This window comes from Mycobacterium sp. 1423905.2, assembly GCF_001673155.1.
GTDB lineage: Bacteria > Actinomycetota > Actinomycetes > Mycobacteriales > Mycobacteriaceae > Mycobacterium.
The window spans coordinates 1-23,077 of the sequence record NZ_LZLE01000352.1; the positions used below are offsets into that span (position 1 = coordinate 1).

The 23,077-nt window shown below is 66.3% G+C and carries 24 protein-coding genes and 3 pseudogenes; 11 read left to right on the top strand and 16 right to left on the bottom strand.

The genetic code is table 11. The features are described 5' to 3' along the window. Both A9W95_RS28490 and A9W95_RS24020 read left to right on the top strand, forming a co-directional pair. Positions 1–76, top strand: a pseudogene (locus tag A9W95_RS28490) (hypothetical protein); the annotation flags it as partial. Positions 77–280: 204 nt separating this feature from the next. Continuing rightward, positions 281–970 (top strand): GntR family transcriptional regulator, encoded by a 690-nt coding sequence (locus tag A9W95_RS24020; protein WP_067418636.1) that lies wholly within the window; start codon positions 281–283, stop codon positions 968–970. On the opposite strand, the gene A9W95_RS24025 is transcribed toward A9W95_RS24020, so the two are convergent. After that, a complete protein-coding gene (locus tag A9W95_RS24025) occupies positions 967–1,401 on the bottom strand; it encodes an SRPBCC family protein (RefSeq protein WP_067418637.1) in 435 nt (144 codons plus the stop codon). The genes A9W95_RS24020 and A9W95_RS24025 overlap by 4 nt on opposite strands. Before the next feature lie 33 nt (positions 1,402–1,434). Then, positions 1,435–1,911 (bottom strand): thioesterase family protein, encoded by a 477-nt coding sequence (locus A9W95_RS24030; protein WP_067418639.1) that lies wholly within the window; start codon positions 1,909–1,911, stop codon positions 1,435–1,437. 14 nt (positions 1,912–1,925) lie between these two features. On the opposite strand from A9W95_RS24030, the gene A9W95_RS24035 reads away from it, so the two are divergent. Next, positions 1,926–3,032, top strand: coding sequence for an alcohol dehydrogenase catalytic domain-containing protein (locus A9W95_RS24035; protein WP_067418694.1), 1,107 nt, complete (start codon positions 1,926–1,928; stop codon positions 3,030–3,032). 9 nt (positions 3,033–3,041) lie between these two features. On the opposite strand, the gene A9W95_RS24040 is transcribed toward A9W95_RS24035, so the two are convergent. From A9W95_RS24040 to A9W95_RS24050, 3 genes are all read right to left on the bottom strand, one after another. Further along, entirely contained in the window at positions 3,042–3,566 is a 525-nt protein-coding gene (locus A9W95_RS24040) for a hypothetical protein (RefSeq protein ID WP_067418641.1), read from the bottom strand. A gap of 147 nt (positions 3,567–3,713) precedes the next feature. Next, a complete protein-coding gene (locus A9W95_RS24045) occupies positions 3,714–4,883 on the bottom strand; it encodes a CaiB/BaiF CoA-transferase family protein (RefSeq protein WP_067418643.1) in 1,170 nt (389 codons plus the stop codon). A gap of 22 nt (positions 4,884–4,905) precedes the next feature. Then, entirely contained in the window at positions 4,906–6,492 is a 1,587-nt protein-coding gene (locus A9W95_RS24050; RefSeq protein ID WP_067418644.1) for an HNH endonuclease signature motif containing protein, read from the bottom strand. 97 nt (positions 6,493–6,589) lie between these two features. Here A9W95_RS24050 and A9W95_RS24055 point away from each other — a divergent pair, with 97 nt between their 5' ends. Further along, positions 6,590–7,249 carry a DUF427 domain-containing protein gene (locus A9W95_RS24055; protein ID WP_067418646.1) on the top strand — a complete coding sequence of 220 codons (660 nt, stop codon included), beginning with the start codon at positions 6,590–6,592 and terminating at the stop codon, positions 7,247–7,249. On the opposite strand, the gene A9W95_RS24060 is transcribed toward A9W95_RS24055, so the two are convergent. The 3 genes from A9W95_RS24060 to A9W95_RS24070 are packed head-to-tail and all read right to left on the bottom strand — an operon-like array spanning position 7,225 to position 10,206. After that, positions 7,225–8,388: an acyl-CoA dehydrogenase family protein gene (locus A9W95_RS24060; RefSeq protein WP_067418648.1), complete on the bottom strand. Its 1,164-nt coding sequence runs from the start codon at positions 8,386–8,388 to the stop codon at positions 7,225–7,227. The genes A9W95_RS24055 and A9W95_RS24060 overlap by 25 nt on opposite strands. Then, positions 8,389–9,309, bottom strand: a complete 921-nt coding sequence (locus A9W95_RS24065; RefSeq protein ID WP_067418649.1) for an LLM class F420-dependent oxidoreductase — start codon at positions 9,307–9,309, stop codon at positions 8,389–8,391. A gap of 6 nt (positions 9,310–9,315) precedes the next feature. Continuing rightward, positions 9,316–10,206, bottom strand: a complete 891-nt coding sequence (locus tag A9W95_RS24070; RefSeq protein WP_082983302.1) for an acyl-CoA thioesterase II — start codon at positions 10,204–10,206, stop codon at positions 9,316–9,318. Between the two features lie 124 nt (positions 10,207–10,330). Here A9W95_RS24070 and A9W95_RS24075 point away from each other — a divergent pair, with 124 nt between their 5' ends. The 3 genes from A9W95_RS24075 to A9W95_RS24085 are packed head-to-tail and all read left to right on the top strand — an operon-like array spanning position 10,331 to position 12,552. Further along, on the top strand, positions 10,331–11,149 hold the full coding sequence (locus A9W95_RS24075; RefSeq protein WP_067418698.1) for an SMP-30/gluconolactonase/LRE family protein: 819 nt from the start codon (positions 10,331–10,333) through the stop codon (positions 11,147–11,149). Positions 11,150–11,156: 7 nt separating this feature from the next. Next, positions 11,157–11,969 carry a thioesterase family protein gene (locus tag A9W95_RS24080; RefSeq protein WP_067418651.1) on the top strand — a complete coding sequence of 271 codons (813 nt, stop codon included), beginning with the start codon at positions 11,157–11,159 and terminating at the stop codon, positions 11,967–11,969. Between the two features lie 31 nt (positions 11,970–12,000). After that, positions 12,001–12,552, top strand: coding sequence for a TetR/AcrR family transcriptional regulator (locus A9W95_RS24085; protein ID WP_067418652.1), 552 nt, complete (start codon positions 12,001–12,003; stop codon positions 12,550–12,552). An 18-nt stretch (positions 12,553–12,570) separates the two neighbouring features. Here the strand turns inward: A9W95_RS24085 and A9W95_RS24090 are convergent, their stop codons facing one another. From A9W95_RS24090 to A9W95_RS24100, 4 genes and pseudogenes are all read right to left on the bottom strand, one after another. Next, positions 12,571–13,437 carry an FAD-binding oxidoreductase gene (locus tag A9W95_RS24090; protein ID WP_371328113.1) on the bottom strand — a complete coding sequence of 289 codons (867 nt, stop codon included), beginning with the start codon at positions 13,435–13,437 and terminating at the stop codon, positions 12,571–12,573. A 3-nt stretch (positions 13,438–13,440) separates the two neighbouring features. Beyond that, a pseudogene (locus A9W95_RS28495) lies at positions 13,441–13,897 on the bottom strand (FAD-binding oxidoreductase); the annotation flags it as partial. Positions 13,898–13,918: 21 nt separating this feature from the next. After that, the gene (locus tag A9W95_RS24095) at positions 13,919–14,659 is read right to left on the bottom strand and encodes a glucose 1-dehydrogenase (RefSeq protein WP_067418654.1); all 741 of its coding nucleotides are present in this window, start codon (positions 14,657–14,659) and stop codon (positions 13,919–13,921) included. 19 nt (positions 14,660–14,678) lie between these two features. Next, positions 14,679–15,779 carry a diacylglycerol kinase gene (locus A9W95_RS24100; protein ID WP_067418656.1) on the bottom strand — a complete coding sequence of 367 codons (1,101 nt, stop codon included), beginning with the start codon at positions 15,777–15,779 and terminating at the stop codon, positions 14,679–14,681. 137 nt (positions 15,780–15,916) lie between these two features. Here A9W95_RS24100 and A9W95_RS24105 point away from each other — a divergent pair, with 137 nt between their 5' ends. The 3 genes and pseudogenes from A9W95_RS24105 (at position 15,917) to A9W95_RS24115 (ending at position 19,244) form a co-directional block, all read left to right on the top strand. After that, positions 15,917–16,693: a maleylpyruvate isomerase N-terminal domain-containing protein gene (locus A9W95_RS24105; protein WP_082983303.1), complete on the top strand. Its 777-nt coding sequence runs from the start codon at positions 15,917–15,919 to the stop codon at positions 16,691–16,693. Between the two features lie 45 nt (positions 16,694–16,738). Further along, a pseudogene (locus A9W95_RS24110) lies at positions 16,739–17,631 on the top strand (alpha/beta hydrolase). Between the two features lie 134 nt (positions 17,632–17,765). Further along, complete coding sequence (locus tag A9W95_RS24115; RefSeq protein ID WP_067418657.1) at positions 17,766–19,244, top strand: PE-PPE domain-containing protein; 1,479 nt, start codon at positions 17,766–17,768, stop codon at positions 19,242–19,244. Here A9W95_RS24115 and A9W95_RS24120 read toward each other — a convergent pair whose 3' ends face one another. Then, entirely contained in the window at positions 19,245–19,868 is a 624-nt protein-coding gene (locus A9W95_RS24120; RefSeq protein WP_067418659.1) for a TetR/AcrR family transcriptional regulator, read from the bottom strand. A 135-nt stretch (positions 19,869–20,003) separates the two neighbouring features. Here A9W95_RS24120 and A9W95_RS27030 point away from each other — a divergent pair, with 135 nt between their 5' ends. Continuing rightward, entirely contained in the window at positions 20,004–20,129 is a 126-nt protein-coding gene (locus A9W95_RS27030) for a hypothetical protein (RefSeq protein ID WP_116645728.1), read from the top strand. Between the two features lie 5 nt (positions 20,130–20,134). On the opposite strand, the gene A9W95_RS24125 is transcribed toward A9W95_RS27030, so the two are convergent. From A9W95_RS24125 to A9W95_RS24135, 3 genes are read right to left on the bottom strand one after another with little or no spacing between them, the layout of a single operon-like run. Continuing rightward, positions 20,135–21,559: an NAD(P)(+) transhydrogenase (Re/Si-specific) subunit beta gene (locus A9W95_RS24125; protein WP_067418661.1), complete on the bottom strand. Its 1,425-nt coding sequence runs from the start codon at positions 21,557–21,559 to the stop codon at positions 20,135–20,137. Beyond that, on the bottom strand, positions 21,556–21,888 hold the full coding sequence (locus A9W95_RS24130) for an NAD(P) transhydrogenase subunit alpha (RefSeq protein ID WP_067418663.1): 333 nt from the start codon (positions 21,886–21,888) through the stop codon (positions 21,556–21,558). The genes A9W95_RS24125 and A9W95_RS24130 overlap by 4 nt, the downstream gene beginning before the upstream one ends. A gap of 22 nt (positions 21,889–21,910) precedes the next feature. Beyond that, positions 21,911–23,002, bottom strand: a complete 1,092-nt coding sequence (locus tag A9W95_RS24135) for a Re/Si-specific NAD(P)(+) transhydrogenase subunit alpha (protein WP_067418665.1) — start codon at positions 23,000–23,002, stop codon at positions 21,911–21,913. Between the last annotated feature and the right edge of the window lie 75 nt (positions 23,003–23,077).

The window sequence follows — 23,077 nt, forward strand, 5'->3', positions numbered from 1 at the left end:
GTTTCTGGGCACTACGGAAACCTGGGCCGACCTGCGACGCCGGGTGGGGGCGCTGGCCGGTGCCTTGAGCCGCCGAGTGAGTCGGCTGACTGGCCAGTTGCGCGGTCAACTATGCCTTCCTTTCACATACGCACCGCTTGCGCCAGATTGATATTTGATAAAACATAGTGTTGCCCGGGTCACATTAATGGCCTGGGTGGCCCTGTGACAAGACTTCGTTACCAGCTCAGTCCAGACCTGTAACAAACTCCGACTACACGAGAAAGTCCTGGCAGGCCCCGTGAACGCACCTCTGTCGGCTAAGCAGCGCAGCCGGCCGCTACGCCGCGCGCAACTGTCTGACGAAGTCGCCGGCCACCTCCGCGCAGCCATCATGTCCGGCACATTGCGGCCGGGCACCTTCATCCGCTTGGACGAGACGGCGGCTCAGCTTGGGGTGAGCATCACGCCGGTGCGCGAGGCGCTGCTGAAGCTGCGCGGCGAGGGGATGGTGCAGCTGGAACCGCACCGTGGCCACGTGGTGTTGCCGCTGACTCGTCAGGACATCGAAGACATCTTCTGGTTGCAGGCGACCATCGCCCGCGAGTTGGCGGCCGCGGCCACTGCACGCATCTCCGATGTCGAGCTCGCAGAACTCGACCGCATCAACGATGGGTTGGAGTCGGCCGTCGCCGTCGGCGACACCGAGACCATCGCCTCGCTCGAGTTCGCCTTCCATCGGGTGTTCAACCAGGCCAGCGGGCGGATCAAATTGGCGTGGTTCCTGTTCAATGCCGCGCGTTACATGCCCGCCCAGATGTACGCCGCCGACCCCGGGTGGGGGGTGGCCGCCGTCGACAACCATCGGCAGTTGATCGAGGCGTTGCGGCGACGCGACACCGCGGCGGTGATCGAGCACACCGTTTGGCAGTTCACCGACGCGGCTCGCCGGTTGACCGAGGCGCTGGATAAGACGGGGATCTTCAGTTAAGCCAGCTGCTCGGCGCGCTGTTTGACGTTCGCGGCCAGGGCGTCGAGCACGTTGTTGAGCATCATCTTCACCATCGGCGCGGGCACCGGCATGCTCGGCTCGACGTCGATGTCCACGGTCAGCAGGCTGCTGGCACCGGTCGCCACCACACTGAACAGTTGCTCCTGTTTGGCGAACAGGTCGCCTTGCTGCATGACGGTCTGGATCTGGTTTTCCCCCGGGTAGTACACCGCGTGGATATAGATGCCTTCGAGGCCGTTAATAGAGGTGTCCAGTCGCACCTGACTGGGACGGCCGTCGTCGTAGCGGGCGAGCACCCAGGCGCCTTTGACTCCCTCGTTCCACTCCGGGTAGCGCTCGATGTCGGCGACGATGCCCATGATGGACTCGGCGTCCGCGGCGACCTCGACGGTCTTGCTCATAACTGCCATTGGCGCAGCATACTGAATCGGCTGCGGCGGACCTTATTTCACGCACGCCGTCGACAACAGTGCGCGGATCTCCTCGGGGATCGGCACCGCTTTGCGGGTGGTCCGATCGACGTAGACGTGCACCCAGTGTCCCAGCGCGGTGATCGGTCGGTCGGCCTGCGGGCCGGTCTGGAAGACCCCGAGCCGATAGGTGACGCTGCTGCGTCCCAGCCGGGTGACTGCCAGCCCTACCTCCAGGCTTTCCGGGAAGCGCAGTTCGGAGAAGTATCGGCAACCCGATTCGGCCACGATGCCCAGCGCCGGGATGGTCAACGGGTCGGTGCCGGTGGTGACGTTGATCCAGGCGTTGATCGCGGTGTCGAACAGCTGGTAATAGACGGCGTTGTTGAGGTGGCCGAACATGTCGTTGTCGGCCCAGCGGGTCAGCACCGGCCAGAGCACCGGGAAATCGGTGCTGGTGAGCTTGTCGGGTGCGGGTGGCACCGACGGGATTTCAGACACCTCAGCCATGGTTGTATTCCAACATGATTCACATTCGGGGCGCGGTGCTGGACCGGATTGGCTCGCCTCGGCCGTATTCGCAATCGAGGCCGATCAGCGTCGGTGAGCTCGACCTGGACGGCCCGCAGCGCGACGAGGTCCTGGTTCGTATCGAGGCGGCCGGCGTCTGTCACTCCGATCTGTCGGTGGTCAACGGCAACCGGGTGCGGCCGGTCCCGATGCTGCTGGGGCACGAGGCCGCCGGGGTCATCGAGGCGGTCGGCCCCGACGTGTCCGATGTCGCGGTCGGCCAGCGGGTGGTGTTGGTGTTTTTGCCGCGCTGCGGTCACTGCGTGGCCTGCGCGACCGAAGGCCTGACGCCGTGCGAGCCGGGCAGTGCGGCCAACACCGCCGGAACGCTGCTGGGCGGCGGCATTCGACTGGACCGCGGCGGCCATCCGGTGTTCCACCATCTGGGCGTGTCCGGCTTTGCGACGCACGCGGTGGTGAACCGGGCCAGTGTGGTGCCGGTACCTAAGGACGTGCCGCCGCAGGTCGCCGCACTGTTGGGATGTGCGGTGCTGACCGGCGGCGGCGCGGTCCTCAATGTGGGCACTCCACGGCCGGGTCAAAGCGTGGCCGTCGTCGGGCTTGGCGGAGTCGGTATGGCGGCGGTGATCACCGCGCTGACGTATGAAAATGTGCGGGTGATCGGCGTCGACCAGTTGCCGGCGAAGCTTTCGGCCGCCGAAGCGCTCGGCGCCCACGAGACGTACACCCCGCAGCAGGCCGCCGACGCCGGGGTCAAGGCCGCCGTGGTCATCGAAGCGGTCGGGCATCCGGCCGCGCTGGAGACGTCGATCGGATTGACCGCGCCCGGCGGGCGCACCATCACGGTCGGGCTGCCGCCGCCCAGTGCGCGAATCAGTGTGTCGCCGTTGGGGTTCGTCGCCGAGGGGCGTTCGTTGATCGGCAGCTACCTGGGATCGGCGGTACCCAGCCGCGACATCCCGCGGTTCGTCGAGTTATGGCAGTCGGGGCGGCTACCGGTCGAGGCGTTGGTGTCCTCGCAGATCCGGCTGGACGACATCAACGCGGCCATGGATCACCTGGCCGACGGCACAGCGGTGCGCCAGCTCATCACGTTCTGAGTCGGTCGGCTAGCCCTGCCACGCCGCGTCGGTGAGCAGGGTCTCGGTCAGATCAAGGCTGGCGCAATCGATTCCGGCTGCGGTCAGCGCCTGCAGTTTGAACGCGCGGGCGGCCGCGCTGAGCACGTGTTGTGCTCTGGTAAGTCCCCGGTCGACCCCGAGCGGCCACCCCTCACCCCATAGGGCAACTTCGGTGAGCCGGTGATCCAACGCCTTGCGAACCCGGTCCCGAACACAATTGTGGGCGGAGAACGCCTCGACGCCCACGGCCAGACTGTGGCTCGAGGCGCCCAGCCGTGACTCCATCTCCACCGGTTGCAGGCCGAGGATGCGCAGCGGCCGGGTGTCGCAGCCGTGCGGCAACAGCACGGCCACTTCCCAGCCCGCCATCGCCCGGTCATAGAGCCAACCTCCGGCCGATCGCACGACGTCGATGGCGTTGGTGGCCACGACGTCGAGCTGATACCGCAGACATTCGCCGTCGGGACGGGGTGAGCGCGCAGTACGCGTCCGAGTGCTTACCGAAGTGACCATCAATCCGTTCCTCTGCCACACCAGGACCGGTGCGCTGAGTGTGGCTGTCGCGCTCGTCATAGGCTGTCGCCGCGTCCGCCCGAAGGGCGGCGGCTCTCCGGCTAGCGTGACACTTTTGTCCGGATTTGTAAAGGTTCGGCGGCTGGGTCAACGGTCGCGGCGCGCGGCGATTCCGGCCAGGATTTCCTCGGTGTGCTCACCGAGTTTCGGTGCAGCGCTGCGGGGTGTCCACGGCGTGCCGTGGAAATCGGCAGGTGTTGCGACCATCGGCACGCTGGCGTCCGCGTCGGGGACATCGACGATGCCGCCCGCTGCATGGAACTGTTCGTCGGCCACTACGTCTTCCAGAGAGTTGATCGGCGACCAGAAGAAGTCAGGCTCAGCGGCGAAGACTTGGGCCCACTCGTCGAGCGTCTTGGTGGCGAAAATCCGGTCCAACTCCGCGATCAATCCGACGGCGTTCTGAGCCCGGGAGCGGGCGTCGGCGTAGTGGACGTCGGTCAACCAGTCGGGTCGCTCGACGGCGCGGCACAAGGCGGGCCAATGCCGGTCGACTTCCAGTCCCACGATCCAGAAGCGCCGCCCGTCGCTCGCGGCGTAGTTGTTCATGCACGGGTTGCCCATCGTCTCCCGTTGCCCGATGGCAACGGGCTGACCAGTGAGCAGATAGGTGTTGAGGTCGAAGCTCACCGTGTAGGCGCCTTGCCGGTAGAGCGACGTGCTGACGAGTTGGCCCGCTCCGGTGCGCGCGCGGGCCAGCAGGGCCGCGCATACCGCGGCGGCCAGACTCATGCCGGCCGAGTGATCACCCATACCGCCGCGCTGAAATGGAGGTGTGTCGCCCGGGCGGGTGAGCAGGTGGGCGACACCGGCGCGGGCCCAGAACGCCGCGACGTCATAGGCGGCGCGGTCGGCGTCCGGACCAGTTTCGCCATAGCCGGTGATCAGTCCGTACACCAGGTGGGGATGATTCCCGGCTATCGATTCGTAATCCAGGCCCAGGCGCCGCAACGCCCCGGGCCGTACGTTGGTGACGAAAACGTCTGCGTCGGCGAGTAATTCGAGTGCCGTGTCGCGGCCGTCGTCGGTGGTGAGGTCGAGCACGATGCTGCGCTTGGAGCGGTTGTCCATCTCGAAGGGCGGGTTGACTCCCAAGTCGCAACCCAGCATGCGGCCGAACAATCGGCCCGGGTCACCGGTCGGCGGTTCGATTTTGATGACGTCGGCACCCCAGTCGGCCATGATCGCGGCCGCAGCCGGCCCCGCCACCCACACTCCGAGCTCGACAACTTTGACGCCCTCTAACGGTCCCGGCATGGTGGCACCCTAATCAGCCGCCTCAAAAGGGAGGTTCGTCGGGTGGGGGGTCTGGTGCGGGTTCAGCGGGCCGCCAGTCGGGCGGGAGTTCTTCGGGTTCGCGCGGGTCGTTGACCCAGCTGCAGAAGGGACTGGTGCTGGGGCCGCCCATGAACGCAAAGAGCATGTCCCGCATGTGATTACGGAAGCGGCGTGCGGCGATCTCTTCTTCGCGGGCCTGCTGCAGGTAGCGGCGCGCTTCATTCATTGGCCGCTGTTCACGGTTATGCCTGCGCTGGGCGGCGATGCGAGTGCTGCGCCGTTGGGCTCGGCTGCGTTTGACCGGCACTGGTGGCGCACAGGCCGGGGGACGCGCCTGCGGGAAGAGATCTAGCCCCGCTGGGACCGTGCGGTACGTGCGCCCAATCGGTGACGTCCAGATGACGGTGCCATCGATCAGCTGTTCGTCACGCCAGCCACCAAAGGTCTTGAGCCGGTGATGCAGCCGGCACAAGCACTTCATGTTTTCGAAGACCGTGCCGCCGCCCGCATTCGGGTCTTGGTGGTTGAACGGCACCGTATGGTCGAGGTCGCAGACGACAGCCGGACGGCTACACCCGGGGAACCGACACGTCAGGTCCCGGCACCGGACCGCGCGTTCCAGCGCCGCCGAAGGCTGATACCGCAACGCCTCGGCCGCACTAGTCAACGGATTGACCGTATGCAGCGACGCCGTGGCCGCCAACTGGCGCACTTGCTCTGCATCGATGATTCCGTAGCCCTCGAGGTAACCGGGTCGCTCGCTGTCGCCCAGCACGGTCTGGTCGGTTGCGACCACGTTGACCACCACCCGCACTGCGCCTGACTCGATGCAGTCACCTGCTTTGGCCGGGCAGTCCGGCTGACCGCACGTACACGCCAAAGCGCGGCCTTCGGCCAAGGCGGACAGCGCATCGGCTCGACGCTGATCCAGCGTGCGCGGATCGGCAGCACACACCTGGGTGGCTAATTGCGACAGTCGCCGATCAAACGCCGTGGCCGCCACCGCGGCGACCCGCCCATACACTTCGGCCATCCCGTCGTCGGCGGCGGTGATTGCGATATGGCGATCCTGATCCGCAGTCTCCCGGCGCTCACGCGCGGCGTCCGGATCCATGACACGCACCGTGGCATCCACCGCATTGACGATGCGGCGCTTCGACCACCCACGCCAGGAAGCGATCCGCGCGACCAGCGACTCATCGACCGCCGCCATGACCCTTGCGTCAGTGATCAGATCGGTCCCTCCGATGATCAGTCGTACTGTGCGCCAATCGGTACCGCCTCGCGCCAGCAGCGCCCCGATCTTGGGCAATCGGGTATCGAGCGCTTCCGCATCGCTCACCACATAGCTCGCTGCCGCCAGCGACAGATTCATCACCGCGGCCACCTCGGCCGCGGTCTGCTCGAAGGCCCCGATGTCGGCATAGCCGCCGTGCTCGTCGGCGCGTTCGGCGGCATCCAGGCGCCTCCGTAACAAAGCCGCCACTGCCGCCATCCGCTGCGCCATCAACACCGACTCGTGTTGATATGTCGACGCGATGACGGCCACCAATGCTTCCGGGCCGAACGTACGCATCGATTCGAACATGTTTTCGATTGTAACTGCGGCTACTGACAACATCGCGTGCCGACCACTCCTGCGAGACTGGAAACCGTTGCCGCCGTGCGAGGAGGAGCTGTAGATCATGAGCCTGGTAGCCGGACGCGGTCCCCTCAGCGCCGACCCCACCGGTTGGTTCACCCCGCCGATCCCCGCCGACGTCGTCTACATCGAACCGCACCCGCGTCGGGTACAAGCGTTCCGGAACGGCCGCTGCGTCATCGACACCGAACAGGCGCTCCTGGTGCACCGCCGAAATCAACCGCTCAGCTACGCCTTCCCCGCCGACGCTGTCACCGACCTACCCAGTGAACCGGAACCGAACGCCCCAGGATTCGTTCATGTCCCATGGCAAGCCGTGGACACCTGGCTGGAAGAAGGACGCCAGCTCGTCCACTACCCACCCAACCCCTATCACCGGGTCGACTGCCGCCCCACCACGCGCAGGCTGCGGGTGTCCGTAGGTGACACCGAGTTGGTCGACACCGACGACACGGTCATCGTCTTCGAAACGGCGCTTGCCCCGGTGCTTTACGTAGATCCCAAACACGTCCGCACCGATCTGCTGCGGCCGTCGAGCACCTCGAGCTACTGCAATTACAAAGGCACCGCGACGTACTGGTCCACCGACGACACCGAAGACGTCGCCTGGAGCTACCACGATCCACTGCCGGAAAGTGTTGCGATCAAGAGTTTTCTAAGCTTCGACGCCAGCCGCGTTCAGGTCTTCGCCGAACTTCCATAACTGGGCCGCCCCAGCCCGAGGTGATGCTGGGCGATCATGTTGCGGAAGACCTCGAGCGTCCCGCCATAGATTCCCATCGGCAACGACAATCGGAAGATCGCTTCCACGACGCCGTCCCCCACGGCGCCGTCGGCGTCCGCGGGTAATGCCGACACCGAACCCAAGACATCCATCAGGTCGATGGAGATGTCACGCATCGTCTGGCCGATCGCCACCCGCCCGAACATGCCCGGAGTGGACAGTGCGGCTTCCATCCGGGCGTAGCTGCGTCCCAACCGGTGCCGCACGGATTCGTCCTCGCTGCCCACCACGAGTGCGGCGACGGTGTCCACCGCTTCGGCCATCAGCATGCCGTGACCGGCCATCGCCGCAACGTCTTGCAGCCCATGGTCTTCGGGGTCGGTCATACCGTGCTCGGCGTCCAGCGCCGCCCGCATCACCGTCCACCCGCCGTTGACTTCACCGATTCGGTAGCGGTCGTCGACTCGCACGTCGCTGTAGTAGACGATGTTGGTGCGGTCTCCGTCGAGCGTCCGGATGCCTTGTATTTCAATGCCGGGCGTATCCAGTGGCACCAGGAACATAGTGAGGTTCTTGTGTTTCGGTGCTTGCTGGTCGGTGTTGGTGAGCAGGAAGACGTACTTGGCGTTCTGCGCGTTCGAGGTGAACATCTTCGACCCGTTGATCACCCAGCCCGCACCGTCGCGGACCGCTCTGGTCTTGCAGGTGGCGACATCGGAGCCGCCTTCTGGCTCGGTGTAACCCAGGCACAACCGGATGTGCCCGGACAGCACCCCCGGCAGGACCGCGTCGCACAACTCCGGGCTAGCGAACTGCTGCACCAAGCGGGCGACCACCGACGTGGTCCCCCAGTGATACCAAGGCGTGTGCGCCCGGCCGATCTCGAGGTTGAAGATGCGACGACGAACGGCGCTGAAGCCGCCTTCGGATTCCAGCCGCCAATCCGAGGCCAGATATCCCGCCTCCCCCAACGCCAAATGCACCTTCTCATCGAAATTTTCGCCGAATTCACGGTTGCGCTGGCGCACCTCGTCGGTGACGTGCTTGGTGACGAAGGCACGCGTTTCGGACAGGAAGGCCTCGTCTTCGGCGGAGAGCGTGACCCGGGCGAAGTCCATTCAGATCACATCGATGACCGTGGCGGAGAACCGCTCAATGATTTCCACCGCATGCGCCACACTGTCCCCAGGCAGGCTCACTTGCAGCCACGTAACCCCGAGCGCGGCAAGCTTTTCCAGTCCGCTGAGATACGCATCGGCGTTGAAGCCATCGCCGGCGGGACTGCCGCCCTCGAAGTTGGTGAACGCGACGTCGACCGCCGACCAATCCTTGCCGGCCGCATCACAACGCCGACGCAAGTCGTCGATGCCCTCGACCAACCGGTCCACCGAGTCGATGACCGCGGTACCCGCCGTGCGGGCCAGACCCGCCGGTGCGGGGAACGGGCACCAACCGTCGCCGTGCTCGGCGACGCGCTGGCGCGCGGCCGCGGTGTTGCCGCCAATCCAGATCGGCGGGTGCGGCACCGACGTGGGGCGCGGGTGCGCAGTGATGCCGCGCGCCGTGAAATGCCGACCTTCGAAGGACAGGTCGTCCGACGTCCACACCGCCCGGATCACGGCGAGCGCTTCCTCGAACAACTCCGCACGCTCGTCATAGTCGACACCGACGGCGGCGAATTCCTTCTTGAGATATCCGACTCCGACCGCCAGCGTGAAACGCCCACCGGACAACAAGTCCAAGGTCGCCCCGGATTTGGCTACCACCAACGGGTTCCGATACGGCAACACCACGATGTTGGGGATCAGCCGCAGCGTTGTGGTGCACGCCGCCGCGAAACCCAGCGCCACAAAAGGATCCAACGCATCATGGCCGCCGGCATCCAGCCATCGCTGCGACGGCGCCGGGTGATCGGTGAATCCGAACCCGTGAAATCCTGCCTTCTCGGCCGCCACCGCCACCGCCGCGATGCCGGCTCCGCTGACCAGCTCCGGGTTGTAGGGATGGCTGTGCATCGGGTGAGTGATGGTGAAGCGCATGGGAGGTCAGAACCGCGCGCGGGAGTCGATCGTCGAGTCCGTGGTGCGCAGCGGCCGGATCAGCGCCTCCTGCGCGAAGGAGGCGATCAACTCGCCCTGCTCGGTGTGCACCGTGCCGCGCACATACGACATACCCGCGCCGACTTGAGTGCTTTCGTGACTGTAAAGCAGCCAGCCGTCCCAGCGCACCGGCTCATGGAAGGCGACGGAAATCGACATGGGCGCCGTCGACACCGTCAGGTGCGCCTGACTGGTGCCGATCCCCTCGTGTGCTCGCATGGTGGTCGAAATGCCGAGATGACCGGTGAAGTACGCGACCAGCGCCTTGGCCAAATCGTCCCGGCTGGGTATCGGGTCGTAATGCAGCCAGGCGTATAGCTCCGGCGGCCCGACCTCATCGGGACTGTTGACGTCGACCACGTCCACGAGTCGCAACTCGCGGCCGACCATCGGCATCTCCGAGACGTGGGCGTCGGCGGGCGGCGCTACGTCGGGGCGCGGCAGGTGGTGGCGAATCACGTCCCCGGTCGGCACGTCGGTCAGCACCGTCACGCTCACGCAGCGCCGGCCGTTCTGCTGCACGGCCACGATGGCGGAGGCGGTCGAGCGTCCTTCGTGTACCACGTCGACGACCAGTTCCACCGGCGGACCGACCATGACCGCACGGACGAACACCGCCTGCACCGAGCGCACCGACTTACCCGGAAAACGTTGCGCGACAGCCGTTATCGCTTGCGCTACGAGCTGGGTGCCTTCCACTACCTGCCGCTCGTCCTGGCCGGCGATACCCGTCTCGGCGGTGAACCGGTCGGTCCCGTCCGCGCGTGCCTCGAACAGTTCGAGCAGACCGTCAACCGACCACTGCGCCTGTTCTGAATCTGTGGTCAATGTGCTCACCTCTCAGCTCAGGGCTCAGCGTGACACTTTAGCCCTGCTTTGTAAAGGTGGCTGGACCGTCGGGCCCGCGTTGACAGCACCACCGTGGGTGCGTGACACTTTGGCGATGATTTGTAAAGTCATGCTGGAACCCACACCGTTGTCGGACGGCTTCTGCTTCGGGGAAAGCCCGCGCTGGTTCGAAGGCCTGCTGTGGTTCTCCGACATGCTCGGCGAGGCCGTCCACACCGCGGACCTACGGGGGTCGCTCACCACCTTGCCCCTGCCGGGCCACAACCCGGCCGGTCTGGGCTTCCGCGCCGATGGATCACTGCTGATCGCGTCTGCCGAGCAGCAGCTGATCTTGCGCTACGACGGTGACACCGTCGTCCCGATCGCTGACCTTTCGCACCTGGCGCCGGCCAGCCTCAGCGACATGGTGATCGACCGCGCCGGGCGCGCCTACGTCGGCTGCCAAGCGTTCACTGGCGGGGTACTCATTCGCGTCGACCCCGACAACAGCGCGACCGTCGTCGCCGCAGACCTCGACTTTCCCAACGGTCTGGTCATCACCCCTGACGGGCAGACCTTGCTCGTCGCGGAGTCCATGGCGCGGCGGCTGACCGCGTTCACCATCGGCCGCGACGGCGCACTACGGGATCGCCGCGTCTTCGCCGACGGTCTGGACGGCCCACCCGATGGCATCGCGCTCGACGCCGACGGCGGGGTCTGGACCGCCATGACGCTGGCTCACCAGTTCCAGCGCATCACCGCCGGCGGCACCGTCACCGACTGCATCGACATGGGCGAGCGCGTGGCCGTCGCCTGCACACTCGGCGGTCCGCAGCGTCGCACCTTGTTCCTGCTCTCCAGCACGGACGCCAACCCGCAGCGCCTCGGCGGCACCCGACTGTCCCGCCTGGATGCCGTGATCGTCGATATCCCGGGCGCCGGTCTGCCGTGAGTCGGCCATGACCGACGCCTACTACGAACTGCTCGACGACGCCGACGCGCTCGGCGAGAAGTTCCGGGCGACCGATCTGGTGCGCAGCACCTGGACGGCGGCAATCCAGCACGCCGCGCCGGTATCGGCCTTGTTGGTGCGGGCGCTGGAGCGTTGTGACGCCCGAGACGACACCCGGCTGAGCAGAGTGGTCGTCGACCTGCTCGGTCCGGTTCCGGCCGAGGGAGACCTGTGGGTGCGCCCGCAACTGCAACGGCGCGGCAAACAGATCGAACTGGTCAGCGCGGAGATGCTGGGCATCGGCCCGGACGGCGAACCCCGCCCCGTCGCGCGGGCCAGCGGCTGGCGCTTGCAGTACCTCGACACCGCATCGCTGGTGCACGCGGGTACAGCGCCGCCGCGCCCGCGGGCCGAGGCGCGCAGCCGCAACCTGGAGAAAGACTTCGACCGCAATTACGTACACAGCCTGGACTGGCGCTGGCTCACCGAACCCTTGAGCCCGGGGCCCGGCGAATCCTGGATCAACCCGACCGTCGACTTGGTCAACGGCGAGACCATGACCCAGCTACAGCGACTGTTCGCGGTGGCCGACTGCGCCAACGGCATCGGCAGCCGACTCGACATCACCAAATGGACATTCCTGAACACCGATCTGGCCGTACACGTATTTCGTGTACCTGACGGGGATTGGATCGGCATCCGCGCGGAAACCAATTACGGGCCCGACGGCATCGGCACGACGGTCGGCACCCTGTTCGACGAGCAGGGCGCGGTCGGTGCGATACAACAATCCGTGCTCGTGCGCCGGCGGCCCCAGTGACAGACACGGGAAATTTCGTAAGGTTTCACACATGAGCCAGGCGGCGCAGACGGCAGACATCAACGAGACCGACACCTCGACTCGTCAGCGCATCCTGGCGGCCACCGCCGAAGTGCTGGCTCGCAGCGGCAAATCCAAACTCAGCCTGTCCGAGGTCGCCGCCCAGGCCGGCGTCTCGCGCCCCACCCTTTACCGCTGGTTCGCGTCGAAGGAGGAGTTGCTCTCGGCGTTCGCGACCTACGAGCGCCAGGTCTTCGAACGCGGCTTGGCCAAGGCGACGTCGGGGCTCAAGGGTGTCGAGCGCCTCGATGCCGCGCTGCGGTTCATCGTCGAATATCAGTACTCGTACTCAGGGGTGCGCATGGTCGACATCGAGCCCGAACATGTCATCGCACAGATGTCGGGTGCCATCCCGGAGATGCGCGAAGGGCTGCAACGGTTGCTGCCCGGACCCAACGCCGCCGTCAAAGCAGCCACGGTGATCCGAATCGCCATCTCGCACTACGTCGTTCGCAGCGACGACGCCGAACAATTCTTGGCCCAATTGCGCCACGCCGTCGGCATCAAGGGCAACGGGGGCTAGTAGCCGGGCGCGCCACGGTCAGGACTCAAACAACACTGCAGCGTTCAGATATCCCGTCGGATCCAGGGCCGCCTTGAGCGTGCGCATCGCCGCGATGTCGGCCGGCTCCCGAGACATCGTCAAGTAGGCGCGCTTGCGGGTACCGACGCCGTGCTCGGAGCTGACATTGCCGCCGCAGTCGGCGACCAGCTCCATCATCGGGGCGTACAGCGCAGGCTCTCGCTCCGGCGGAACGCGCAGCACGTTGAGGTGCAGGTTCCCCTCACCGACGTGGCCGAACAACACCGGCAGCGCGTCGTCGACCCGCTCGTGCACCAACGCGGCCGCGGCAGCGGCGAACCGTGCGATCGACGGCAGCGGCAGCGAGACATCGAATTTCAGCGGTGGCCCGTACCGGCCGAGCGCCTCAGCCAGTGCCTCTCGCGTCCGCCAAAGTCGTTGCTGTGCAGCGCCATCCACGCCTACCGCAGGCTCACCACACAGTGGCACGCTATCCAGTAGATCGGCGAGCCGCTCGGTCTGGTCATGGTCGGCGGCCAGTTCGACCAGCAGCAGCCAGTCGCCCGCGACGGGCCGCTCGCCGGTCAGTTCCGCGGCCCGGCCGTCGATCAACTCCAGCGCCGCGATGCCGTCGACGTCGCGAAACGTCCGCCCGGCCGACACGAGCGTCTCGAGATCATCGAAGCCGCATACCGCGGTGACCCGATGCGAGGGAGCCGGATGCAACCGCAGATCCAGCTCGGTGATCACCCCCAAGGTGCCTTCGGCGCCGACGAAGAGCCCGGTCAGGTCGTAGCCGGTGTTGTCCCGGCGCACCTGGCTGTGCCGACGCAGCACCGCGCCGTCGGGCAGGGCGACCTCGAGGCCGACCACTTGCTCGCCCATGTTGCCGTAGCGCACCGTGCGCAGCCCCCCGGCGTTGGTCGACGCCATGCCCGACGGTCGCGGTGTCGCGTGCCGCCAGGTCGACGCCGAAGGTCAGGCCGGCGGTGACGGCGGCCTGCTGCACCGCCGCCAACGTGGCACCCGCACCCGCCCGCAGGCGGCGCTCGTCGGGGTCGACTTCGCCTACCGTGCGTAGCCGTTCGGTGGACAGCAGCACGTCGTCGTGTTCGGGAACCGTGCCTGCTACCAAGGACGTGCGGCCGCCTTGCACGGTGACGTGGGCCCCCGCATCGCGGCACATCCGCAGAACCTCGGCGACTTCCTCGGCCGACCCGGGGCGCACCAGGGCCCTCGCGCGGCCGCGGTATCGGCCGGTGTAGTCGACGCTGCGTCCGGCCAATACGTCGGGGTCGGTGATGACGTGGTTGGCGCCCACCATCCTGGTCAGACTCCGCAGCATATGCGCGGTTATAGCACCGCGTTACATCTGTTTGTGCGGTACGTCGGTCACCAGGCCGCCGTCCATGACGAACTCGCTGCCGGTGGCGTACGAGGCGTCGTCACTGGCCAGGAAGACGACGAAGGTGGACACTTCGCGAGACTCAGCCGGGCGGCCCATCGGGATGGTGACCATGTCCTCGGGCAGGTGTTCGGTCATGGGGGTGCGGATGAAGCCCGGGTGCAGCGAGTTGACCCGGATGTTCAGCGGCGCAAGTTCCAGGGCCGCCGACTTGGTGATGCCCCGCACCGCCCACTTCGACGCGACGTACGGGTGCACGCCCGGGGCGCCGCGCAATCCCTCGATCGAGGAGACGTTGATGATGGAGCCGCCGCCGGCTTCGGTCATCGGGTCCACGGCTACCCGCATGCCGAGGAAGGTTCCGGTCAGGTTGACGTCGATGACCTTTTGCCACTTGTCCATCTTGAAGCTGCGCAGCGGCCCCAACGCGACGATCCCGGCATTGTTGACCAGCACGTTGAGCTTGCCGAATTCGCCGGTCGCCGTGGCGACCGCTGCCTCCCACTGGTCGAGTTGGGTCACGTCGAGGTGGACGTAGCGGGCGGCGTCACCGATTTCCGCGGCCAGCGCCTTGCCCTCGTCGTCCAGAATGTCGCCGATCACCACCTTGGCACCCTCGGCCACCAGCAAGCGGGCGTGTTCGGCGCCCATGCCGCGGGCTCCGCCGCTGATCAGCGCAACTTTGCCGTCTACCCGTCCCATGTAGCCGGGCTCCTTTCGGTTAAGTGGTTACCAAGTCGTTCGGCGCGTAGAGCCCTTTCCCGGTGACCAGCGGGAGGTCCACGGTGGTCCGAATGCCGGGCGGCGCAGCGACGACCGCCGGAATCGAATTCACGATGCGGCCCGCGGCGCCGACGATCGCGGCGTGGTTGTGGTCGCCCTTGCGGCTGGTCGGCACGATGTCCACCGCATACGACGGCTCGCCGGTGATCTCGACGCGATAGGAGCCGCCGCCGGCCGCGGGTTGCGGCCAGTCGGGTCGCAGGTCAGGACGTAGCCGGGTGATGTGCTCGATGACGATCGCCGGGTGGCCGTTGACCATGCCGCGGATCTCGAATCGCAGCGCGGCCAGCGTGCCCTGCGGGACCCGACCCACGGCGATGTCGAAATCTTCCGGTGCCGGCGCGCGCTCAACGGACTCGTTGATCTCGTCGACCTCCACGCCCAGTCCGGCCGCCAACTGACGGATCGCGGTCCCCCAAGCGATGCTCAGCACGCCGGGCTGCAACAGCATCGGCTTTTCGTCCAGTGACCTGCCGAATCCCATGTAGTGCATGACCTCGGCCCCGTCGTAGGTTGCGTAGTCGGCAATCTCCATGCACCGCACTTGCTCGATGCGCTGGCAGGTCCCGGCGAGCGCGAAGGGGATGAGGTCGTTGATGAATCCCGGGTCGACGCCGGTGATCAGGATGCTGGAATTGCCTTGGCGCGCGGCATCTTCAACGCGGTCGATGTACTTGTCGGGCATGACGCCCCACGGGTACTGCAACAGCCCGGGTGACGACCCGACGACGTTGACGCCGGCGGCCAGGATCCGCATGACGTCGGTCATCGCTTCGGGCAAGCGGGTATCTCCCATGGCGCAGTAGACGATGCATTCGGGGCCGGTGGCCAGCACCGCGTCAAGGTCGTTGACCGCCGTGATCCCCGTCTCGACCGGGGCGTCCAAGCCGACGCCGCAGAGCTGTCCGGCGTCGCGACCCACTTTCTCGGGGTTGGACACGCACAGCCCAGTGAGCTCGAACTGGGGGTTGGTGATGAGTTGGGCCAGCGCTAACCGGCCGACATTCCCGGTGCCGACGTGGGCGACGCGGATCGCCATAGTGTCTCCCATCCGAGGTGCAACGCTGCAACTTTTCTAGACAGTAGTCCATTATTTGTGCGTCGGCCGCCGCAGGCGCAGGATTTCTTCAGCGTTCGCGGTGACACTTCGGCCCACAGCCGCGACAGGAGGAAGCGATGGCGACGGTCTCCGCCAAAGTTCATGCGGCTCTTCCCGAGTGGGAGCCCTTCGCGCATGCCGTGCAAGCCCGCAGACCCGACGCCGGTACCTGGTGCGAGGGATGGACCGTGCGCGACGTGCTGATCCACAACACCGGTAACGCCGACGAATTCACCCGGGTGCTCCAAGCGCACATGAACCAGCGCCCCGTGCCGACCCGCAGTTTCGAGGAGCGAGAGGCACCGTACCGAGCGATGACCGACACGGACTTGTGGTCGGCCTTCATCGAACGCTGCGAGCGGCTCATCGACACCACCGAAGCGGCGTCCGAATTGCCACCGGACGAGAAGATCGGATGGACCGGCCGCATCGTCACGCCGGGATTCTTCGCCGAGCACATGCGTGAGGAACTGGTGTTGCACCGATGGGACATGACCGGTGACGACAGCACATCGGTGTGGGCCCTGAGGCAGCCGTGGATGACCACTCACACCGTGCGCGACGTCGGCAAACCCTTGATGGCGCGCGGCAGTAAGGCCTTGGCTTTGGCGCCGGATCAACAGATCGGCGGCCGGTTGCGCTCCCCCGGCACCGACGATGTCTTGGTCACCGCCACTGCCGAGGCCACCACCATCGAGCTCGTCGCCCCGGAGGGGTCGGCCACCATCGAGTGCGACCCCGCGGTGCGGGTGCTGTTTCTCTGGGGTCGGCGTCCGGCCGACCCGTCCCGCTGGCACAGCCAAGCCGGTCCCGAAGCGCTGGGTCAGCTGCGCGCACTGCTGCGCGGCTACTGAGCCGGATCGTTAGTGTTCGACGAGTGCCCCGAGTGAGGAGCGGACATGGCGCAACGCGAGGACGTCTGGTTCCCTTCCGGCGATGATCGGATCAGCGCCTGGCTGTACCGCCCCGCCGGTGCGGACGATGTGCCGCTGGTGGTGATGGCCCACGGCCTGGGCGCGGTGCGCACCATGCGGCTCGACGCCTACGCCGAGAGATTCAGCGCGGCCGGGTATGCCTGTCTGGTTTTCGACTACCGCAACTTCGGCGACAGCGAAGGCCAGCCGCGCCAGCTGATCGACGTCGGCATGCAATTGGACGACTGGGCCGCAGCGGTTGCGTACGGCCGGACCATACCGGGCATCGACGCTAATCGGATTGCCGTGTGGGGCACGTCCTTTGGTGGTGGTCATGCGATCGCACCGCGGCGCGGGTGCCGGGTATCGCGGCCGCGGTGGCCCAGTGCCCGTTCACCGACGGCATTGCCTCGTTGCGGGCGGTGAACCCGGTGACGGCCGCACGTGTCACGGTGCGGGCGGCGCGCGACTTCGCCCGATCCGCGGCGGGTAAGCCGCCATTGATGATTCGCACGGCCGGTAGGCCGGGGGAAGTCGCGTTGATGACCGCGCCCGACGCCTACTCCGGATACCTGCGTCTGGTGCCCGACGGCGTGGAACTACGCAACGAGGTCGCCGCTCGGATCGGTCTGAAGGTTGCCACCTATCGTCCGGGGCGCAGCGCCGCAAAGGTGCCTTGCCCGATCCTGTTCTGCGTCTGCGCTTCCGACTCGGTGGCGCCACCCGGTCCCACCTTGCGCTACGCGGCGAAGGCGCCCCGTGGTGAGGTCAAGGTCTATCCCCAGGGCCACTTCGCCATCTATGTGGACGACGCGTTCGAGCGGGTCGTCGCCGACCAACTCGGCTTCCTGGGCCGGCACCTCAAGCCTTCCCGCTAGTTCGAGCAAAGGTTTGGCCGAAACGCCAGACTTTGCGACGCGACGGTTTTACCCTCTGTTTACTACCCACTACCCGCGGTTGCGGCTAGTTCGTGGTGACCGGATATGGGGACCGGTCGTGAGGAAGGACGGGGATGTCGTACGTAGTCGCTGCTCCGGATGCGCTTGCGTCAGCCGCTGCCAATGTGGACGGGATCGCCGCCGCGCTCAGCGAGGCCAACGCCGCTGCGGCGGGCCGGACATCGGGCTTGCTCGCCGCGGCAGAGGACGAGGTGTCGGCGGCGATAGCGCAGCTGTTCAATGCCTACGGCCAGGAATACCAGGCCGTCGTGCAACAGGCGGGCGCATTCCACAGTCAGTTCACTCAAGCCTTAGCCGCGGCGGGCAACGCCTACGCCCAAGCAGAAGCAGCGGCCGCGACGGCACTGACCACTGCGATCAACACACCGGTCCAGTCGCTGCTGGGACCGGGGGCGGTCGGGACCGGGGGCACCGCCAGCACGCTCGCGTCTGGACCCTCAGCACTGCTGGCGAACCGGGTGGCGCTGATCATGGGCGGCACCAACAATCCGCTTCCTGTCGCCCAGTACGTCGCGGACATCAATGCCCACTACATTCAGCCGCTGTTCCCCGGAGCGACTCCAGTCGGCCTGCCCACGCCCGAGCAGTTCTGGCCGGTCACCCCGAACCTGGGGAACCTCACCTACAACCAGTCGGTCGCCAAGGGCGTCGTGGCGCTGCACAACGCGATCGCTTCCACGATTAACACCAATCCAGTCGTCGCCTTCGGCTATTCGCAGAGCGCCTCGATCATCAACAACGAGATCGTCGCGCTTATGGCGGCCAACAACCCCTTCCCGGCGACCGACCTGTCCTTCATCCTGGCCGCCGCCGGCAATAATCCGAACGGCGGACTGCTGGCCCGCTTCCCCGGCTTCTACATTCCGTTCCTCGACGCGTCGTTCAACGGGGCGACGCCGTCGAATACTCCGTATCCGACCACTTTCTTCACCGCGCAGTACGACGGCATCGCTCATGTCCCCCAATATCCGAGCAATATCCTGGCGGACATCAATGCGCTGATGGGCTATTTCTACGTCCACAGCAGCTACCCGGATTTGAACGCGCTCAACGCGGTGCAGCTGCCCACGTCGCCCGGCTACACGGGCAACACCGAGTACTACATGTTCTTGACCCAGAACCTGCCACTGCTGCAGCCGATTCGCGACATCCCCTACGCGGGACCGGTGATCGCCGACCTGCTGCAGCCGCCGCTGCGCGTGATGGTCGACCTCGGCTACAACGACTACGGCTACGCGGATCTGCCAACGCCGGCCAGTCTGATCAACATCCCGAACCCCTTCAACGTCGCCTATTACCTGGGCCAGGGACTGCTGCAGGCCCCCTATGGCGCCGCGGTGGAGATCGGTGTGCAAGCCGGCTTGTGGGGACCGGAGTACTTCCCCGACGCCTATCCGTGGGTTCCGTCGGCCAACCCTGGGCTGAACTTCTACTTCGGCCCGGCGTTGAGCCAACCGCCGGTGACGGAACTGTCGCTACTCAGTGGCGCACTGGGCAACCTGTTCCACATCATTCCGTCGATCCACTACTGATCACGGCCCCAGCGGCGAGGTGGTGCGGATCGCCTCGTCGCGGATCAAACCACGCAGCAGCGCGGTGCTGAACTCGGCGGCGATCTCCTTGGCGGAGCGCCGGCCGCTGGGCCGCAACCACCGGTAGCTGCCGAACGTCATCCCGATGTAGCCCAGGGCCAGCACATGCGAGTCGCACTCGTAAAACTCACCACTGGCGATGCCGCGGTCGATCAGACCGTGCACGTGCTCGTACACCAGCGCTTCCTTCTCGCGCACCTCGGCGACCTGTTCGGCGGTGAACCACTCGGCGATGTACGGCTGCTCCTGGAAGTACACCGCCGCCCGCTCCGGGTTGCTCGCGATCCCGGTCAACAGCCGAACGGTGTATTGATACAACGCTTCCCGCGCGGTCCAGGAGGGGTCGTCGTGCACGGCGGCGAGCGTGCCCTCGGCGGCCTGGCGGTAGATGTCGAACAAGATCAGCGACTTGCTGGCGTAGTAGTGATACACGGTCGCCTTGTTCAGTCCGATGACGTCGGCGACATCGTCCATCCTGGTCCCGTGATAACCGCGGGCAGCGAACAGCTTGGTGGCCACGGCCAGCAACTCTTCACGGCGCGACAAGCCAGTTTCGGACGGCATCGGGACTCACTATCTCGGTCAGTTATCAATCAACTGGTTGGACAGTCTAGGCGTGGGTCCGGCCGCCTGTTGCACCGACGCACATGCGACTAGACTTGCTGAGGCAGACCAAGTCGCGAGTTGAGGGGTGGAGCGATGGACCCGAGTCCGGACTACGACGCGAGCGACGAGATCGAGTTCTTCTTCGGCTATCTCACCTGGGGCTTGCGCGGCGTCGAGAGCGGCAACGGCTACCCGCCGCCGGCCTACCCCCCGGTTTAATCGGTCTACAGAGCCTTCAACTCCTCGGCGACCTGCGTCACCGATTTCTTCGCGTCCCCGAACAGCATCGTGGTTCCCTCGCCGTAGAACAGCGGGTTGTCGATGCCGGCGAAACCTGAGTTCATCGACCGCTTGAGCACGATCACCGACTTGGCCTTGTCCACGTTGAGGATCGGCATGCCGTAGATCGGGCTGGACGCGTCGTTGCGGGCCGCCGGGTTGGTGACGTCGTTGGCGCCGATGACGATCGCGACGTCGGTGCGGGCGAACTCGTCGTTGATGTCGTCCATGTCTTTCATGGCGTCGTAGTCCACTTCGGCCTCGGCCAACAGGACGTTCATGTGCCCGGGCATCCGGCCGGCGACCGGGTGGATCGCGTATTTCACCGTCACACCCTTGTTCTCCAGCAGCGCCGCCATGTCCTTAACCGCGTGCTGAGCCTGCGCGACGGCCAGGCCGTAGCCGGGGACCACGATCACCTGGTTGGCGTAGGCCATTTGGATTGCCGCGTCGGCCGCCGAGGTGGACTTGACGGTCCGGTCGCCGCCGCCGTCGCCGCTCGGGGCCACGCCGCCGCCACCGAAACCGCCCGCGACGATCGCCGGGATAGAGCGGTTCATCGCCTTGGCCATCAGGTTGGTCAGGATCGAACCCGAGGCGCCGACGATCATGCCGGCCACGATCATCGCGGTGTTGTTCAGCGCCAGGCCCGCCGCCGCAGCCGACAACCCGGTCATCGCGTTCAGCAGGGAGATGACGACCGGCATGTCCGCGCCGCCGATCGGCAGCACCACCATCAAGCCCAGTACACCGGCGGCGAGCAGGAGTCCGATCATCCACCACAGCGGCGCGCCGCCGCTGCCCGGATGCGCGTTGACACCGATCACCACCGCGGCGGCTACCGCGGCGGCGAGCAGCAGCAGGTTGATCGGTTGCTGCGCCTTCCCGAAGCCAATTGGTGCTCCGGAGATGATCTCCTGCAGCTTGCCGAACGCGATGATCGAACCCCAGAACGAGATGGATCCGATGATGGCCGCGAACAACGAGGCGACCACGATGTGCACGGTCGGTGACTCGTCATGCTGGAACGCCGAAAAACCCTTGGTTTCCATGAATTCCGACAGCGCGATGAGCGCCACCGTGCCGCCGCCCACGCCGTTGAAGAACGCCACCAACTGCGGCATGGCGGTCATCTTGGTCAGCCGCGCGGGCGGGACACCCAGCACCACACCGACCACCAATCCGGCGATGATCAGCGGCCACTGGCTGGTGTGCCGGATCGCGATCAGCGTGGCCGCCACCGCGATCGCCATGCCGACCGCGGCGATCAGGTTGCCGCGCACCGCGGTCTTAGGGCCGGTCAGACCCATCAGGCCGTAAATGAACAGCGAGAACGAGACGATGTAGAGGCCGATGACGAGGTAGTTCATTTGGTCACCGGCTCCTCGGCTTTGGCGGCCGGGAGGGCCTTCTTCTTGCCCTTGAACATGCCCAGCATCCGGTCGGTGACGATGAAGCCGCCGATGACGTTGAGCGTGCCGAATACCGTCGCGACGAACAGGATGATCTGTACGGCAAGGGACGGATGCTCGACCGAGCCGAATACCACCAGCGCGCCGAGCACCACGATGCCGTGGATGGCGTTGGTGCCCGACATCAGCGGGGTGTGCAAGGTGTTGGGCACCTTCGAGATCACGGCGAAGCCGACGAATCCGGACAGCACCAGGATCGCCAAGTTGGCCAAGAGGTCGTCGTACATTTCTGAGCTTTCTGTTCTCGAGTCAGTCGCGGGTCACGCACGACGCCGCGATGACTTCGTCGTCGAAATCGGGGGCCAGCTTGCCGTCGGTGATCAGCAGGTCCAGCAGTGCGGTGATGTTCTTGCTGTAGAGCTCGCTCGCGTGTTCCGGCATGGTCGCCGGCAGGTTGAGCGGTGAGGCGATGGTGACGTCGTGCTTGACCACCGTCTGTCCAGGTTCGGTGAGTTCGCAGTTGCCGCCGGTCTCGCCGGCCAGGTCGACCACCACACTGCCGGGCTTCATCGCTTCCACCGCCGCAGCGGTCACCAGCCGCGGCGCGGGCCGTCCCGGGACAAGCGCGGTGGTGATCACGACGTCGAATCCGCTGATCGCCTTTTCCAGCGCCTTCTGTTGCTGAGCGCGTTCTTCGTCGGTGAGCTCACGGGCGTAACCGCCCTCGCCGGCCGCGTCGATGCCGATATCGAGCCATTGCGCGCCCACCGAACGCACCTGATCGGCGACCTCGGGGCGCACGTCGTATCCGGTGGTGCGCGCGCCCAGGCGCTTGGCCGTCGCCAGTGCCTGCAACCCGGCCACGCCGACGCCGAGCACCAGCACGGTGGCCGGCTTCACGGTGCCCGCCGCCGTCGTCAGCATCGGGAAGAAGCGCGTCGATTCGGAGGCGGCAAGCAGGACGGCTTTGTACCCGGCCACGTTGGCTTGCGACGAGAGCGCGTCCATCACCTGCGCCCGCGAGATCCGGGGAATGGCCTCGAGCGCGAACGCCTGGACGCCGGCTTGCTTCAGCGCGCCGATCGAGTTCTCCACATTGCGCGGGGCAAGAAAACCGATCAGGGTCTGACCGCTGCGCAGTCGACCGACCTCCTCTGCGGTGGGAGGCGCAACCTTCACCACGATGTCGGCGTCCCACGCGTCGCCGATGCTCGCCCCTGCGGCGGTGTAGAGGTCGTCGGGGAGGAGAGCTTTCACGCCCGCACCCGACTCGACCACTACGGCCACGCCGCTGTTCACCAGCGAGGCGACCGCCTTCGGTACCAGCGCGACGCGCCGCTCGTCGGGGCCTGACTCAGCCACCACCCCGACCCTGGTGGCGTGGGTCTGCGGATCTGTCATGGCTACTTTCCTTAGGTCTGCCGGGCGAATTGCCCCAGCTACCCTAACGGTCGCCTTCCCAGCGCCCCAATTTCG